The sequence below is a fragment of the Paenirhodobacter sp. genome (genome assembly GCF_041916475.1).
In the GTDB taxonomy this organism is placed as follows: Bacteria; Pseudomonadota; Alphaproteobacteria; order Rhodobacterales; family Rhodobacteraceae; genus Rhodobacter.
In genome coordinates this window covers 1-15,619 of the sequence record NZ_JAYRZN010000055.1, presented here as the reverse complement: position 1 = coordinate 15,619, position 15,619 = coordinate 1, and the positions used below count along the sequence as shown (strand labels likewise).

Here is a 15,619-nt window from a genome sequence, read left to right as displayed (position 1 = left end):
GGGTTCGGGCTTTGCGGGATCCCGGAGCTTCTGATCGATGCGCTGGTGGCGAGCGGGGTGAAGGATCTGACGATCGCGTCGAACAATTGCGGGGTCGACGGGTTCGGGCTCGGCAAGCTTCTGGACACGCGGCAGATCCGCAAGATGATCTCGTCCTATGTCGGCGAGAATGCGGAATTCATGCGCCAGTACCTCTCGGGCGAGCTGGAGCTGGAGTTCAACCCGCAGGGCACGCTGGCGGAGCGGATGCGGGCGGGCGGCGCGGGCATCCCGGGGTTCTATACGAAGACCGGCGTCGGCACGGTGGTGGCCGAGGGCAAGGAGCTGAAGGAGTTCGACGGCGAGACCTATGTGCTGGAGCGCGGGATCGTGGCCGATGTGTCGATCGTGAAGGCCTGGAAGGCGGACGAGACCGGCAATGCGGTGTTTCGCAAGACGGCGCGCAACTTCAACCCGCCGGCGGCGATGTGCGGGCGGGTCTGCGTGATGGAGGTGGAGGAGATCGTGCCGGTGGGCAGCCTGGACCCGGACCACATCCACCTGCCGGGGATCTATGTGCACCGCCTGATCCAGGGCCCGCACGAGAAACGCATCGAACAGCGCACCGTGCGCCAGAGGGAGGCCTGAGCCATGTGGGACCGCAACCGGATGGCGGCGCGCGCCGCGCAGGAGCTGGAGAACGGCACCTATGTGAACCTCGGGATCGGGATCCCGACGCTGGTTCCGAACTTCATCCCGGAGGGGGTGTCGGTGACGCTGCAATCGGAAAACGGGATGCTGGGCATGGGCCCGTTCCCCTGGGCGGGCGAGGAGGATCCGGACCTGATCAACGCCGGCAAGCAGACCATCACCGAGCTGCCCAACACCGCCTATTTCGACAGCGCGACGAGCTTCGGCATGATCCGCGGCGGCAAGATCGCGATGGCGATCCTGGGCGCGATGGAGGTGTCGCAGGACGGGGACCTCGCGAACTGGATGATCCCGGGCAAGCTGGTGAAGGGCATGGGCGGGGCGATGGACCTCGTGGCCGGGGTGAAGCGGGTGGTGGTGGTGATGGACCACACCAACAAGGCCGGCGAATCGAAGGTGCTGAAGGCCTGCACGCTGCCGCTCACGGGCAAGGGCGTGGTGAACCGGATCATCTCGAACTTGGGCGTGCTCGATGTGGTGCCGGGGGGCTTGCGGATCGTGGAGCTGGCCGAGGGCGTGAGCGCGGAGGCGCTGCGCGCGGCGACCGAGGCCACCCTCGTCGACTGACCGCAGGGGCCGCGGCCCCGCACGGCACGGCCGGGCCCGCGGGCCCGGCCCAAGGCTCCGCTCAGGCTCCGCAGCAGAGCCCGGCCCACGGCCCCAAAGGCCCAACGACAGAGCCCGGCCCCATGGCCCACCACAGGCCTCACGGCAGAGCCCGGACTGCCCATACCCGCACCACAAGCGCAGCCCGGACCGCCCATACCCCCACCACAGGCCCAACAGCAGAGCCCGGACCTCCCCGCATGACCCGGCTCCGGCAACAGGGCCAGCCCAAAGCCCCCTCTCAGGCCCCTATAGCGCTCGTTAACGCCCGATGGCCGCCCCCCCCCTAAGGCCGGGCCGACGGCCCTGACATCGGGCATGAACCCCACCCGAGCAGAGGCCAGAACGGCAACCAGCTCCGCACATCCGGGCCTCCGCGGCAGAATGGCCAGCCCCGGGGGCGTGCGACAGAACCGGGCCCTGTCGGCGCCTACAGGACTGCGCCCCCCGCAAGCCACCTGAGCAGGCATCCGCCACAACCCCCACCCGCCACCGAAGCCGTCCGCAGCTCAGCCGCTGAACGCAAAAACACACCCGTCAGACACAAGCTCCGGGGGGCTCAGACAAAGACCGCGGGCAACCTGCCAGGCCGCCAGCACCTTCGGCACATAATCGCGGGTTTCCGCATAGGGCGGCACGCCGCCATTGCGTTTCACCGCGTTTTCCCCGGCGTTGTAGGCCGCGATCACCATCAGCGGATCGCGGTCGAACTCTTTCATCAGCCAGTCCAGATAGGCCACGCCGCCACGGATATTGGCCGCGGGATCGGTGCTGTCATCCACAGCGAAGCGGACCGCGGTCGCAGGGATCAGCTGCATCAGCCCGACCGCCCCGGCGCGCGAAACCGCATCGGCGCGCCCGGCGGATTCGGTCGAGATCACCGCCAGCACCAGCGCGGGCGAGACCTCGGTCCCGATCGTGGCCGCAAGGATCTCCCTGCCGTGGCGCACCGCGATTTCCTGCAGATGCGAAAGCCGCGGCCCCTGCACGGCCTTGCCGCCCGGCCCCGAAGCCAGCGCGTCGATCGCCTTCTGGAACCGCCCGTCGCGCTGCCCGATGGCCGGCGAGATGGCGTCCCAATACCAGGCATAGGAAGCCGATGGCGCAGCGCCCGGCACCGCGCCCCCGCAAAAACGGCGCACCGAGGGAAACGGCGCCGCCGCGACGACGGCAAGCCCGGCCGCCTGCTCCTCCGGGTTGATCTGGATCGTCAGGAATTTCTTGGTGCCCGGCGCAGGCGGCAGGACCCGCTTCGGCATGAAGTGCTGGACAGTCGGGCCCGGAGCCGGTGCCGCATCGGGAACCGGCGCCTCTTCTGCCCATACGCCAGAAGCGGCGCAAAATGCCGCCCCCAGCAAGATCCCGTATACTGTCCGCACCAGCCCGCGCGCCATCGCCCCGTCCAGGTCTGTTCCCGTTTCGCCCGATTGGCCCGAGTATTTCGGCGAATCGGGCCGCCTGGCCAGCCCCGCCCGGCGTTTCCGCCGCCGCTGCGGCAGATGGGCCACGGGAGGCTCCGCGCGAGTTAACGCTTCGTGAAAACGCCGGGAACCTGCCCAAATCCCGCCACCTTTCGGGAGCCATATGGCCACATGCCGCGGGGCACAGAGTTCAGACGACGCCGCGGACCAGTTGGAACCACAGGAGTTATCGATGAAATTCTTCAAGATTGCCCGCAAGATCCGTACCGAGGAAGATGGCGCCGTGACCGTCGACTGGGTTGTGCTGACCGCCGCGATCGTAGCCCTCGGCGCGATCGTGATGACCTCGATCAGTACCAGCACCCAGGGCCTGGCGACCAAGATCGGCACCTATCTGAGCAACCAGAACGTGTCTGGCTCCACGTCGGGCAGCGGCTCCAAGTCGGGCGAGTGACCCGCGGCGGCCACTACCGACATAATTTCCGCGCATCCACCCGCGCATGACGGCCGCCCCCGGCGGCGGCCGTTTTTCATGCCGCCCCGCCGCAATTTCGCCCATAAGCCGGTGCAGGATGGCCGGACCACAATTCGGTACGGAGCCCCCATGATGCAGCTTCCCGATCGTATCGCCCGCCGGCTGCGCGCCGAGGATGGCGCCGTCACCATCGACTGGGTCGTGATCACCGCGACCGTGGTGACCCTGGGGATGGCCGCAGGGGCGCTGGTTTTCAACACCTCCACCCCCCTCGCCCAGAAGATCGCCGATTTCATCGGCGCGCGCTCGGTCGATTCGGGCGCCCCCTGAGCCGGACGGAAAGGACCGATCATGCGCATCATCGTCATCCTGGTTTTCGCCGCCGGCTTGGCTCTGGCCGCCCTGGCCGTGCAGCTCGCGCGCGGGCAGTTCGGCGCTTTTGAAGCGGAGCGCAACGCCCTTCTCGCGCGCCAGGCAGATATGCCGCCGCTCGCCGATGTGGTGGTCGTCTCCCGCGCGCTGAAATACGGCGAACGCTTCACCGCGAAGGATCTGGCCATCGCCAAGGTTCAGGCCGACCGCGTCCCCGAAGGGGCGTTCCGCACCATCACCGGGGCGCAGGACGCAGCCGATACCGTCTTTGCCGAGGGCGAGACGCGGCCACGCGCCACCCGCCGTAGCTATGCCCCGAACGAGGCGCTGCTGGCCCCGAAGGTCACCGCGCCCGGTGTGGATGCGGGGATTCTGGCCGCCCTGAACCCGAACATGCGCGCCTTCACCATTCAGGCGGACCTGACCTCTGGTGTATCGGGCTTCCTGCGCCCGGGCGACCGGGTCGATGTGTACTGGTCCGGCTCGATCAGCGATCAGCCCGTGACCAAGCTGATCGATACGAACCTGCGGCTGATCGCCGTGGATCAGAACGCGGATGCCGAGCGCAGCGCTGATGCGGTGGCCGTGCGCACTGTCACGGTGGAGGTGTCGCCCGAACAGGTGGCGGAGCTGACGCTGGCGCAATCCACCGGCCGGCTGAACCTGTCGCTCGTCGGGCTGGACGACACCTCCGAAATTGGCGCGATCGAGGTCAATCGCAACGATCTGCTCGGCATTCAGCCCGTCCGTGCCGCCGCGCCGGCCGCGCCCGCCCGGGTCTGCACGATCAGGACGCGGAAGGGCGGCGATGTGATCGAGACCCAGATCCCCTGCACGAACTGAGCCCCACAGGGCAACAATCCGTTCGAATGCGACAGAGACATCCCGTTCAAGAAACGGGATTTTCTTGCAAAGAAGGGCCTTCTCGGCCATTCTGACAAAAAGACGCAAAATTTCCAGACCGGAAACCGGGCACAGATCCGGAACCGGCGTGATCGGAGAGGCAGGACAGCATGACTTGGAGAGGGTTCCTGAAATCCTGCGCCCTGGCGTGTTGTCTTGGGCTCGGGTTCATGGCCCCGGCGGGCGCGGAAACGCTGCGCATCATGTCCGGCTCGGCATCGAACCCGCTTGCGGTCCCCATGAACCGTGCCGTAGTGGTGGAAAGCGATGCGCCGTTCTCCGAACTGTCGATCGCAAACCCCGGCATCGCCGATATCACCACCCTGTCGGACCGCACCATCTATGTGCTGGGCAAGCTCCCTGGCCGCACCACGCTGACGATCCTCGGGCCGGACGGCAAGCTGATGTCGAATGTCGAGGTGCAGGTGACCCCCGACATCGGCGAATTCAAGGAGCGGCTGCGCCAGATCCTGCCCGGCGAGACGATTGAGGTCCGCACCGCGAATGACGGCATCGTGCTCTCCGGCACGGTCTCCTCCACCCTGAAGCTGGACCGCGCGCTGGATCTCGCGAAGCGATACGCCGGCGACCGGGTCTCGAACCTGATGTCGGTCGGCGGCACGCAGCAGGTGATGCTGAAGATCCGCTTCGCGGAAATGCAGCGCTCGGTCGCGAAGGACCTGTCGTCGAGCATCAACATCGGCGTCGCGCGCGGCAATTCCAGCACCAGCCTCGGCAACACCGGCAAAAGCCTCGGGGGCGGCAGCCTCGGCTTCAACCTTGGCCGCGGCAATTTCGAATTCGGCGTGCTGCTGGAGGCCCTGGAATCCAAAGGTGTCGTGCGCACGCTGGCCGAACCGAACCTGACCGCCCTGTCCGGCCAGCAGGCGAAATTCCTGGCGGGTGGTGAATATCCCGTCCCGGTCTACAACGGCTCGGACAACGGCGTCACCGTGCAGTACAAGCCGTTCGGCGTGGAAATGGCCTTCATCCCGCGCGTGCTGGACAACAATACCGTGAACCTGGAAATCGCGGCATCGGTTTCGGCGATCGACACCACCGTGACCATGACCAACGGCGGCTTTTCCGTGAATGCCTTCAAGCGCCGCGAGACCTCGACCACGGTGGAAATGCGCGATGGCGAGAACTTTGCCAGTGCGGGCCTGCTGCAGGACGATTTCAACGACCTGAACAGCCAGATCCCCTGGCTCGGCGATGTGCCGATCCTCGGCGCGCTGTTCCGGTCATCGTCCTACGAGCGGCGCCAGTCCGAGCTCGTCATCATCGTCACGCCGCATCTGGTCTCGCCCACGCGGGGCGAGGCGCTGGCGCTGCCGACGGATCGGGTGCGGCTGCCCTCGGAATCCGATCTGTTCCTGTTTGGCCGCACCTCCGGCCGCGCCCCGAAAAGCGGCCCTGCCGCCGAAGTGGCGAAGCAGAACATCTCCGGTTCTTATGGCTATGTGATGGAATGACGGGGGCGGCGATGAAACGCATTGCGGCAATTCTGGCGATTGTGGCCCTCGCAGGCTGCGCGGGCGAAGCGGGAACCGATCCCGAAAGCGGCTTCGGCAGCTCGACGCAGCAAAACAACCTCGCGATGATGAGCCCACGCGACTTCGCGATCGGGATGACGCGGAAATTCGCGTCCGAAGTGCCCAATACCGTGCATTTCGCCTTCAATTCCGCCACACTGGATGCCCCGGCGCAAGCCGCCCTGCGCCAGCAGGCGCAATGGATCCGGCAATATCCGGAAATCCGCTTCCGCGTCTATGGCCACACAGATCTTGTCGGGTCGGATGGCTACAACAAGGCGCTCGGGCTGCGCCGCGCGCAGGCGGTCGTGGCCTATCTCTCGGCGCAGGGCGTCTCGCGCGCCCGGCTGGAGGCCGTCGTCTCCTTCGGCAAGACCCAGCCGCTGGTCTATACCCCCGGCCCGAATGCGCAGAACCGCCGTACCGTCACCGAGGTCTCCGGCCTCGTCAAAAGCGCGGGCGAGCCGCTGAACGGCAAATATGCGGAAGTGATCTTCCGCGAATATATCACCGGCGCCACGACCCTGCCGCTCGTCGGCCTCGCGAACCAGACGACGGCGGGCACCGGCGAGCTGAACTCCGGGAACTGACAGTCCATCAGACCTGCTCAATTGGGGCGCCGCGGCCCCAATGTTGCCCGAATCATCGTGAATGCTGTCCGGCAACGGCGCCTATCCTGTCCGGACAGATGGGCGTCCAGAAAGGACGTGCACGATGACCGCGGCGGTTGCGAAAAGCCATGACCCGGCCCCAATTCAGGCCTGCGCCGTCTCGCGCGACCTGTGGGATTTTTCCCTTCTGGCCGAAGACATGGAGGCAGTGCTGGGCGACGCCTGGTGCGACCTGACCTTTGAGGAGGCCGGGCGCTTCCTGCGGCATGCGCGCCCGCGCTCCGTCGATTATGTCGTGCTCGCCCTCGACAGCGCCGATGAAACCGATGCGGTTCTGGCGCAGGCGGCCTCCGTGGTCTCCGCGGCCAAAGCGCAGGGGGTCCGCGTGCTGCTGGTGGCGGAAAACCTGCGCCCGGCCTCTCTGCATGGCCTGCTGCGGGCGGGCGCGGATGATTTCGTGCCCTATCCCCTGCCCGAAGGCGCGTTGCGCGAGGCGCTCGCCCGGCTCGATCCCGCCCCTGCCGAAACCGCCGCTCCCGCAGCGGCGATCCCCGGCTTCGTGCTGCCCGGTACCGGCCTGCAAATGGCGGCGCTGTCGCATCCGGTGATGTCTCAGCGCAATGCCGCGGTGATTGCGGTGCACGGGATGGCGGGCGGCGTGGGCGCCACCACTTTCGCGGTGAATCTCGCCTGGGAGCTGGCCAATCCGGAGCAGAAGCGCAAGCAGGTCCAGACGCCGCCGCGCGTCTGCCTGATCGACCTCGATCTCCAGTTCGGCGCCATCGCCACCTATCTGGACCTGCCCCGCCGCGAACTCATCTTCGAACTTCTCTCGGATACCGCCCGTATGGATGCCGAAAGCTTCGGCCAGGCATTGATGACCTACCGCGACCGGCTGCATGTGCTCACCGGCCCTGCCGATATGCTGCCCCTCGATTTCCTCGGGACCGAAGATGTTCTGCGCCTGCTCGATCAGGCCCGCGCGCAATTCGATTATGTGATCATCGACATGCCGCAGGCCGTGGTGGCCTGGACCGAGGCCATTCTGAATCAGGTGCAGGGCTATTACGCGCTCGTCGAGATGGAGATGCGCTCCGCGCAGAATAGCTTGCGGATGATCCGCGCGCTCCAGGCCGAAAACCTGCCGGTGGAGAAGCTGCATTTCGTGCTGAACCGGGCCCCGAAATTCACCGACTTCGCCGGGCGCGGCCGGGTGAAGCGGCTGGCGGAAAACCTCGGTATTGCGCTGGAGGTGCAGCTTTGCAATGGGGGCGCCGGGGTCACCTCCGCGAATGACCAGGCCGAAGTTCTGGCCAAGGCCGCCCCGCGCGCACCGCTGCGCCGCGAAATCCAGAAGCTCGCCCGGGCGATCGCGGCGCAAAGCCGCGCGGTAGTGGGCTGAGAAGCGGCATGTTCTCGCGCTACAAGAAACCCGCCGCCGGACAGCCCGAGGCCCCGCCCCGGCGCCCCGATGCCGCTATGGCCCCGCTGCCGATTGCGCCGGTGCTGCCGATTGCCCCCATGGCGCCGATGCCGCAGACACCCGAGCCCCTGCGCCCCGCCGCCCCCTCCGACAAGGACCGCAAACGCAAGGCGCGGATGGCCGAGCTGAAGGTGGAGCTGCACAAGCGCCTGCTCGAGAACCTCAATCTGGCCGCGCTGGAAAAGGCGAGCGAGACCGAGCTCAAATCCGAAATCGCCGCCATCTCGAACGAGGCTCTGACAGAGATGTCGGTCGCGCTGAACGCGGCCGAGCGGCAGGTCCTGTTCCAGGAGCTGCATGACGAGGTGATGGGCCTCGGCCCGCTGGAGCCCTTGCTGCAGGACGAAACCGTATCCGACATTCTTGTCAACGGCCCGACGCAAGTGTTTGTGGAGCGTGGCGGGCGCCTGACGCTCACCGACACGACCTTCAAGGACGAGAAGCACCTCCTGCGCATCATCGACAAGATCGTCTCGGCGGTGGGCCGGCGTGTCGATGAATCCACGCCCTATGTCGACGCGCGTCTGGCGGATGGCTCGCGCTTCAACGCCATGGTGTCGCCCATCGCGGTGGATGGCGCGCTGGTTTCGATCCGCAAGTTCAAGAAGGACAAGCTCGGCATCGCCGATCTGGTGCGTTACGGCGCCTTCACCCAGGATATGGCGGCCTATCTGCAGGCGGCAGTGGCGACGCGGCTGAACATTATCGTCTCGGGCGGGACCGGCTCGGGCAAGACCACCACGCTCAATGCGCTATCAAGCTTCATCGACAATTCCGAGCGTATCCTGACGATCGAGGATACTGCGGAGCTGCAATTGCAGCAGTCCCATGTCGGCCGGATGGAAAGCCGCCCGGCCAACGTGGAGGGCAAGGGCGCGGTGTCGCAGCGCGACTGCTTGCGCAATGCGCTGCGGATGCGTCCGGACCGGATCATCGTCGGGGAAACCCGCGGCGACGAGGTGATCGACATGCTGCAGGCGATGAACACCGGCCATGACGGATCGATGACCACGATCCACGCGAACTCGGCGCGCGACGGCATCTCGCGGCTCGAAAACATGGTCGCGATGGCCGGGATCGAAATGCCGCTGAAGGCCGTGCGCGAGCAGATCGCCTCCGCCGTGAACCTGATCGTCCAGGCCAGCCGGCTGCAGGACGGTTCGCGCCGGATGGTTTCCATCACCGAAATCACCGGGATGGAGGGAGAGATCATCTCCATGCAGGAGATCTTCCGCTACGACCGGCTGGGCGTCGCGCCCGATGGCAACATCGTCGGGCGGTTCACCGCAACCGGCGTGCGGTCGCATTACTCGGAGCGTTTCCGGCAATGGGGCTATGACCTGCCGCCCAGCATCTATGACCCGGCGGAGTAGGCCATGGGTGCGCTTCTCTATCTGCTGATCTTCCTCGCGGTGCTGCTACTGGTGCAGGGGATCTACCTGCTGGCCTTCGGCAAATCGATCACGCTCGACCGCCGGATGAACCGCCGCCTCGCCCTGCTGGCCGATGGCGGGCGGGCCGAAGTCCTCGAACAGCTGCGCAAGGAAAGTGCGCAGCACCGGGCCGCGCGCCGCGTCCCGTTCTATGCGGTCTTCGCGACCAAGGCGCAGAAGGCCAATATCGCCTTTTCGCCGCGTGCCCTGATGCTGGTGATGGCGGGGCTGTCCGCCACGGCCTTCGCGCTGATGTCGGTGGCCACACAGACGCCGCTGCCGATGCGCCTGACGCTCGCCGCGGCAATGGGTGTGGGGGCGGTCTATCTCTGGGTTTCGCAGCGGGCCGCGAAGCGGATGAAGCTCGCGGAGGAGCAGCTCCCCGATGCAGTGGAGCTGATCGTGCGGGCGCTGCGCGTGGGCCATCCCTTCACCTCCGCAATCCAGACCGTGGCGCGCGAGCTGCCCGATCCCCTCGGCTCCGAATTCGGGATCGTGGCCGACGAGGCCGCCTATGGCCGCAACATCGCCGACAGCCTGCGCGATCTGGCGGAGCGGCTGGACATGCAGGACATGCGCTTCCTCGCAGTCGCCGTCTCCATCCAGCAAAACTCCGGCGGCAATCTCGCCGAAGTCCTCGAAGGGCTGGCCAAGGTGATCCGCGCCCGTTTCCGTCTGTTTCGCCGGGTGTCGGCCATCACCGCCGAGCCGCGCTGGTCGGGGATCTTCCTCTCCGCCTTCCCGCTGGTGATTCTGGGCCTGATCCTGATCTTCGCCCCCGATTTCTACGACGATGTGAAATCCACCCCCGCGTTCATACCGGTAGCGCTTCTGGTCTTCGGCCTGCTCGGCGCGAATGTGCTGTTCATGAAGATCATGACCACGATCCGGGTCTGAGGAGGCACCATGACTGGGCTGATGCCGATCATCATTCTCGGGGGGCTCGGGCTCGGGTTGGTCGGGCTGGCGCTGGTGCTGCTGCGTCCGCGCCCCGATCCGCTGGACCGGCTGCGCCCCAAGGTGGCCCCCAAGACCGAGAGCAAAGCCCTGCGCAGTGAGGTCAAATCCGATCGTCTCGAACGCTACGCGGGGTTTCTGGAGCCCAAGAGCGAGGCCGAACTTTCTGCCTCCAGGGCCTGGCTCCAACGCGCAGGCTACCGCAGCCCCAATGCGGTGCGCAGCTTCCACGCGGTCCAGTTCGGCCTGGGCGTGGGCCTGCTGCTCCTTGGCCTGCTCTATGTGATGGCGCTGCGCGCGGGTGGCGCGCCGCTCGGGCAGGCGCAGCAGATCGGCTACGTCCTCGGCCCCGGCCTGTTCGGCTACTACGCGCCGCGTCGCTGGGTGGAAAGCCGGGTGAAGGCCCGCATCCAGCAGATCCAGGATGGTTTTCCGGATGCGCTGGACATGCTTCTGGTCTGCGTCGAGGCCGGGCAATCCCTCGATCAGGCCATCGTGCGGGTCTCCGGGGAGCTGGCCGACTCCTGCCCTGTTCTGGCCGAGGAGCTGGAAACCGTGGCCCATGAGATCAAGGCCGGCCTCGACAAACCGACGGTCCTGCGCAATTTCGCCGCCCGTACCGGGGTCGCCGATGTGATGTCTTTCGTGACGGTGATGATCCAGAGCCAGCAGTTTGGCACCTCCATCGGCGAGGCGCTGCGCCTCTATGCCGCCGACATGCGCGACAAACGCGTGATGCGGGCCGAGGAGGCCGCGAACAAGATCCCGACCAAGATGACCCTCGGCACGATGATGTTCACCGTGCCGCCGCTCCTGATCATTCTTGTCGGCCCCTCGGTGCATGCTATGATCGAGAACTTCGCGAAGCTCGGCGTGCAATAAATGAAGAACCTGCTGCGCGGCCACCTCGGCGCGCTCCTGATATCGGCTCTGGCCGCCTGCTCGGGCGGCTTGTCCGCGCGGCAAGACAGCCCCTTCGCCCCCGGCCCCGCACAGGGCGATGGCGCCGATGGCCTGATCGTCGGGCACAGGCTGATGGCGGCGGGCGAATACGAACTGGCGCTGAAGGCCTATTACCGCGCCGCAGCGCAGGACGGCATCAGCGTCGACGTGCTCTCCGCGATCGGCTCGGCCGATCTGAAGCTCGGCCGCCTCAATCAGGCCGAGCAGGCGCTGCGCCGCGCGATCGAGGCCGACGAGCGCTTCGTGCCGGCCTGGAACAATCTCGGCGTCGTACTCATGGAGCGGGGCAAATATGCCGAGGCCTCGCGCGTGTTCCAGACGGCCTTCGCGCTCGACAGTGGCCGATCGGACGCGATCCGCGAAAACCTGAAGCTCGCGCTGGCGAAAATGGAGCGCCCCCCCTACGATCCGGTTCAGGAAGAGCCGTTCAAGCTGGTCCGCAGGGGTGCCGGAGACTACCTGTTGCTGACCCGGCAATGAGGCCCGAGCGAGGACCGAAGATGCGTCAGACCGTTCTGCTGCTGTTGCTGGCGCTATGCGCCTGCGGCGGAGACAGGCAGGCAAAGAAAGCCCTGGAAGCGGCGGGCGAGATCGACCGCAACAACATGGCCGATATCATGCAGACCGTCGCCGACCCGCGCGAGGCAGTCAGCTATTTCACCCGCGTCACCACCGAGCAGCCGGACCGGATCGATCTGCAGCGGGGCCTCGCCAAGTCTCTGGTGCGCAATGGCCAGCCCGAGCAGGGGGTGAAGGTCTGGCAGAAGGTGATGACCATGCCGGGCGTCACCAATGACGACAAGGTCTCGATGGCCGAGGCGGAGATCCGGGCGGGCGACTGGAAGGCCGCGCAGGCGACGCTGGCGAGCGTGCCGCCCACGCATGAGACCTTCGATCGCTACCGGATCGAGGCGATGGTGGCCGATTCCAACCGGCAATGGGCGCGGGCGGATTCCTTCTACGAAACCGCCGTGGGCCTGACCACCCGGCCCGCGGGCGTGCTCAACAACTGGGGCTTTTCCAAGCTGACCCGCGGCGAGCCGGGCGCGGCGGAGAAGCTGTTCGGCCAGGCGCTGACCTATGACCCCGACAATTTCACCGCCAAGAACAACCTGGTCCTGGCCCGCGCGGCGCAGCGCAAATACGAGCTGCCGATCATCGAAATGACCCAGACCGAGCGGTCGAAGCTGCTCTATACGGCGGGGCTTTCGGCGATCAAGCAGGGCGATGTCACCATCGGCCGCGGCCTGCTGCAAGATGCCGTCGATACCTCGCCCGTCTATTTCGACGAGGCGCAGCGCGCGCTCGATGCGCTCGATGCCAAGCGCGGCTGAGATGGCGCCCGCGGTCTTCCTGGCGCTGGTCACGCCCATCTGCGGCTGGGTGATCTTCACCGACCTGAAATACATGAAGATCCGCAATGCCGCCGTGCTGGCGCTGATCGCCGTCTTTGCGCTGGCGGGGCCGCTCGTGCTGCCCTGGCAGGAGTGGCTCTGGCGCTGGAGCCACCTCGCGGTGGTGCTGGCGGTGGGGGTCGTGCTGCATCTGATCGCGCATTTCGGCGCCGGAGACGCCAAATTCGCCGCCGCCGCCGCCCCCTTCATCGCGGCCAGCCCCGAGGGGATCCGGCTTGCGGTTCTGTTGCTTGCGGCCTTCACCCTGGCGGGCTTCGCCATGCACCGGATGGCGCGCGCCCTGCCCGCCCTGCGCCGCCTCTCGCCCGATTGGGTGAGCTGGACCCGCCCCGACTTCCCGCTCGGCATCGCGCTTGCGGCGACGCTGTGGTCCTGGCTGGCGTTAGCCATGATTTCTTAAGACTTTTCCGCTTTTTTGCCACAATCGGCGGGCAGCCTGCATCAAACAGCGCAGGACAGTTCCGATGAACATGATTGCCCAGGGCATCATCGCCCCCACCCCGCCCCGCACGCTCGAAGAGATCGGGATCAGCATGGTGACGGTGCGCGACCTTCTGCTGAAAACGATGTTCCGGACCAATACCGATACCGCCACGGCGCTTGCGCAGCTGCTGTGCATCCCGCGCAACCTGACGCAGGAAATGATCGAGCTGTGCCGGGTGCAGGCGCTGATCGAGGCCACTGGCACGCTGCATGCCAATTCCGGGCCGGAAATGGCCTACCGGCTGACGGAGAATGGCCGCTGCCGCGCGCTGGATGCGCTGGCGCAGTCCGAATATTACGGCGCGGTTCCGGTGCCGCTGTCGGCCTGGCGCGAGCAGGTCGCCATGCAGTCGGTCCGCAGGATCCGCATGACCCGGCAGCGGCTGGAACAGGCAATGGGGCAGCTGATCCTGCCCGGCGGCCTGATTGACCAGCTGGGCCCGGCGGCCGGCTCCGGCCGGTCTATCCTGCTCTATGGCCCCCCCGGCAACGGCAAAAGCTCCATCTCCAACGGGATCCGCGACGCGCTCGGCGACCAGATCCATATCCCGCGCGCGGTCAGCCATGCCGGACAGATCATCACCGTCTACGATCCGGTCATCCACCGCCTTGTCGCGCAGCCGGAAATGAGCCCCTCGGCGCTGCGCCATCCCGCCCATCGCGCCGACCAACGCTACCAACTCTGCCGCCGCCCGACGGTGGTGACGGGCGGCGAGCTCACCCTCGACATGCTGGACCTGACCTACAATCCCGTGGCCCGCACCTATTCCGCGCCGCTGCAGATGAAGGCGGCCGGCGGAATATTCATCATCGACGACCTCGGGCGGCAGGCCGAGCCGCCGCAGAAGATCGTGAACCGCTGGATCGTTCCGCTGGAAGAAGGCCGCGATATTCTCGCCCTGCAGTCTGGCGAAAAATTCGAAGTCCCCTTCGACACGCTGGTGATCTTCTCCACCAATTTCCACCCGAACCAGATCTTCGACAAGGCGGCCCTGCGCCGGATCCTGTACAAGATCCGCATCGACGGCCCCGATCGCAGCGATTACCTGCGCATATTCGACGCCGCCGCCCGGCGCCAGGGTCTGGCCCTCGACGAAGCTGCGCTCCGCCATCTGCTGACGGTGAAATACCCGTCCATCGGCGATGTCTACGCGAGCTATCAGCCGATGTTTCTCATCGATCAGATGTTGTCGATCTGCGATTTCGAGGGGCTGCCGCCGCGCATGAGCATCGAGCTGGTCGACCGCGCCTGGGAGAACCTGTTCGTCACCGAAGCCGCGATCGAGCACTGATCACTCTGCCGCGGCGGCATCCCTCTCTTCCAGCTCCAGTTCGGAAACGGCCGGGAGATAGGTCCGCGAGACCGGGATCGCGCTTCCGTCGCGCAGCATCAGCAGGGTCCGGTTGCCATAGCGAACCGTCGCCACCATCGCTTCGCGCGCGACCCAGTGCGAGCGGTGAACCTGTATCCCATCTCTCCCCTCGACCTCGGCCAGAGCATCGCCGAAGCGCATCAGCACCATCCCCACGCCCTTACGGGTGGTGACTTCGACATAGTGGTCGCGGACCTGCATCTTGACGATCGGCGCGCGCAACTCCTCGCTCAGGCGTTGCAGCAGCCGCGGACCGGATGCCTCCGGCGCGCTCCGCTCCGACGCGGCCGGCTGCGGGATCGCCGACAGGACCGAGGCGATCACCAGACTGGTCACCAGCACATAGAGAGTCATCCGCCCCAGGCCGGGCCCGGTCTGCGCCGGGCCGAGGACGGCATCCGTGAGCCAGGCCAGAATCGGCCCGAGCAGCACCGTCATCAGCAGCGCCACCGCAAACTCGAACCGAATCCGCGGCCGCAGGGCCGGAAGCGGGCGCAGGAGTTCGCGCGCGGCCGCGCCAAGCAGAACGCTCAGGCCCACGGTCACGCTCCAGTAGAGGCTCCGCCCCGCGAGATCGAGCGCCGCCCCGGTTCCGAACGGACCGGACATGACACACAGAATAGTGCCGACGACCCAGATGACCGGATATAGCGGCGCGGCAAGCGCATCCGCCACAGCCCGGATGAACCCTTGGATCGTCTGCCCCTGCCCCTTCAAGTAAACCTCAATCCGCATCGCAGTATATGATACCACTCAACCTGCAGATGCGGCGAATGTCCAGTGCGCAAGGGTCTCAGGCGGTGAGGCCCTCTGGTTCGGGGAGGTTGTTGGCGCGGCAGCAGGCGGTGAGGGTATTGGCCAGCAGGCAGGCGATGGTCATCGGGCCCACGCCCCCCGGC

The 15,619-nt window shown here is 66.6% G+C and carries 17 protein-coding genes and 1 pseudogene; 15 read left to right on the top strand and 3 right to left on the bottom strand.

The window, feature by feature from the left end; genetic code table 11:
- Together ACOMG5_RS16370 and ACOMG5_RS16365 are read left to right on the top strand one after the other, a co-directional pair.
- A partial coding sequence (locus ACOMG5_RS16370; protein ID WP_420344859.1) for a CoA transferase subunit A occupies window positions 1-627 on the top strand: 627 nt, incomplete at its 5' end.
- 3 nt (window positions 628-630) lie between these two features.
- Window positions 631-1,257: a 3-oxoacid CoA-transferase subunit B gene (locus ACOMG5_RS16365; RefSeq protein ID WP_420344858.1), complete on the top strand. Its 627-nt coding sequence runs from the start codon at window positions 631-633 to the stop codon at window positions 1,255-1,257.
- Between the two features lie 548 nt (window positions 1,258-1,805).
- Here ACOMG5_RS16365 and ACOMG5_RS16360 read toward each other — a convergent pair.
- On the bottom strand, window positions 1,806-2,675 hold the full coding sequence (locus ACOMG5_RS16360) for a lytic transglycosylase domain-containing protein (RefSeq protein ID WP_420344861.1): 870 nt from the start codon (window positions 2,673-2,675) through the stop codon (window positions 1,806-1,808).
- A 274-nt stretch (window positions 2,676-2,949) separates the two neighbouring features.
- Between ACOMG5_RS16360 and ACOMG5_RS16355 the strand changes: the two genes are divergently transcribed.
- The 13 genes from ACOMG5_RS16355 to ACOMG5_RS16295 all read left to right on the top strand — a co-directional run bounded on the left by ACOMG5_RS16355 (window position 2,950) and on the right by ACOMG5_RS16295 (window position 14,639).
- Window positions 2,950-3,171: a hypothetical protein gene (locus ACOMG5_RS16355; RefSeq protein WP_420344857.1), complete on the top strand. Its 222-nt coding sequence runs from the start codon at window positions 2,950-2,952 to the stop codon at window positions 3,169-3,171.
- Window positions 3,172-3,321: 150 nt separating this feature from the next.
- Complete coding sequence (locus ACOMG5_RS16350) at window positions 3,322-3,522, top strand: hypothetical protein (protein WP_420344856.1); 201 nt, start codon at window positions 3,322-3,324, stop codon at window positions 3,520-3,522.
- Between the two features lie 21 nt (window positions 3,523-3,543).
- Window positions 3,544-4,407, top strand: coding sequence for a Flp pilus assembly protein CpaB (gene cpaB, locus ACOMG5_RS16345; protein WP_420344855.1), 864 nt, complete (start codon window positions 3,544-3,546; stop codon window positions 4,405-4,407).
- Between the two features lie 170 nt (window positions 4,408-4,577).
- On the top strand, window positions 4,578-5,942 hold the full coding sequence (locus ACOMG5_RS16340) for a type II and III secretion system protein family protein (protein ID WP_420344854.1): 1,365 nt from the start codon (window positions 4,578-4,580) through the stop codon (window positions 5,940-5,942).
- 11 nt (window positions 5,943-5,953) lie between these two features.
- Window positions 5,954-6,592, top strand: a complete 639-nt coding sequence (locus tag ACOMG5_RS16335) for an OmpA family protein (RefSeq protein WP_420344853.1) — start codon at window positions 5,954-5,956, stop codon at window positions 6,590-6,592.
- A gap of 124 nt (window positions 6,593-6,716) precedes the next feature.
- Window positions 6,717-8,015, top strand: a complete 1,299-nt coding sequence (locus ACOMG5_RS16330; RefSeq protein WP_420344852.1) for an AAA family ATPase — start codon at window positions 6,717-6,719, stop codon at window positions 8,013-8,015.
- Window positions 8,016-8,023: 8 nt separating this feature from the next.
- Window positions 8,024-9,469: a CpaF family protein gene (locus ACOMG5_RS16325; protein WP_420344851.1), complete on the top strand. Its 1,446-nt coding sequence runs from the start codon at window positions 8,024-8,026 to the stop codon at window positions 9,467-9,469.
- Between the two features lie 3 nt (window positions 9,470-9,472).
- Window positions 9,473-10,426: a type II secretion system F family protein gene (locus tag ACOMG5_RS16320; RefSeq protein ID WP_420344850.1), complete on the top strand. Its 954-nt coding sequence runs from the start codon at window positions 9,473-9,475 to the stop codon at window positions 10,424-10,426.
- Window positions 10,427-10,435: 9 nt separating this feature from the next.
- Window positions 10,436-11,368, top strand: coding sequence for a type II secretion system F family protein (locus tag ACOMG5_RS16315; protein ID WP_420344849.1), 933 nt, complete (start codon window positions 10,436-10,438; stop codon window positions 11,366-11,368).
- Window positions 11,369-11,377: 9 nt separating this feature from the next.
- Window positions 11,378-11,929 (top strand): tetratricopeptide repeat protein, encoded by a 552-nt coding sequence (locus ACOMG5_RS16310; protein ID WP_420344860.1) that lies wholly within the window; start codon window positions 11,378-11,380, stop codon window positions 11,927-11,929.
- Between the two features lie 20 nt (window positions 11,930-11,949).
- Window positions 11,950-12,783: a tetratricopeptide repeat protein gene (locus ACOMG5_RS16305; protein WP_420344848.1), complete on the top strand. Its 834-nt coding sequence runs from the start codon at window positions 11,950-11,952 to the stop codon at window positions 12,781-12,783.
- Window position 12,784: 1 nt separating this feature from the next.
- Entirely contained in the window at window positions 12,785-13,264 is a 480-nt protein-coding gene (locus ACOMG5_RS16300; protein WP_420344847.1) for a prepilin peptidase, read from the top strand.
- Window positions 13,265-13,328: 64 nt separating this feature from the next.
- The gene (locus ACOMG5_RS16295) at window positions 13,329-14,639 is read left to right on the top strand and encodes an ATPase (protein ID WP_420344846.1); all 1,311 of its coding nucleotides are present in this window, start codon (window positions 13,329-13,331) and stop codon (window positions 14,637-14,639) included.
- Here the strand turns inward: ACOMG5_RS16295 and ACOMG5_RS16290 are convergent, their stop codons facing one another.
- Window positions 14,640-15,455: a LytTR family DNA-binding domain-containing protein gene (locus ACOMG5_RS16290; RefSeq protein WP_420344845.1), complete on the bottom strand. Its 816-nt coding sequence runs from the start codon at window positions 15,453-15,455 to the stop codon at window positions 14,640-14,642.
- A 58-nt stretch (window positions 15,456-15,513) separates the two neighbouring features.
- Window positions 15,514-15,619 (bottom strand): annotated as a pseudogene (locus ACOMG5_RS16285) (bifunctional methylenetetrahydrofolate dehydrogenase/methenyltetrahydrofolate cyclohydrolase); the annotation flags it as partial.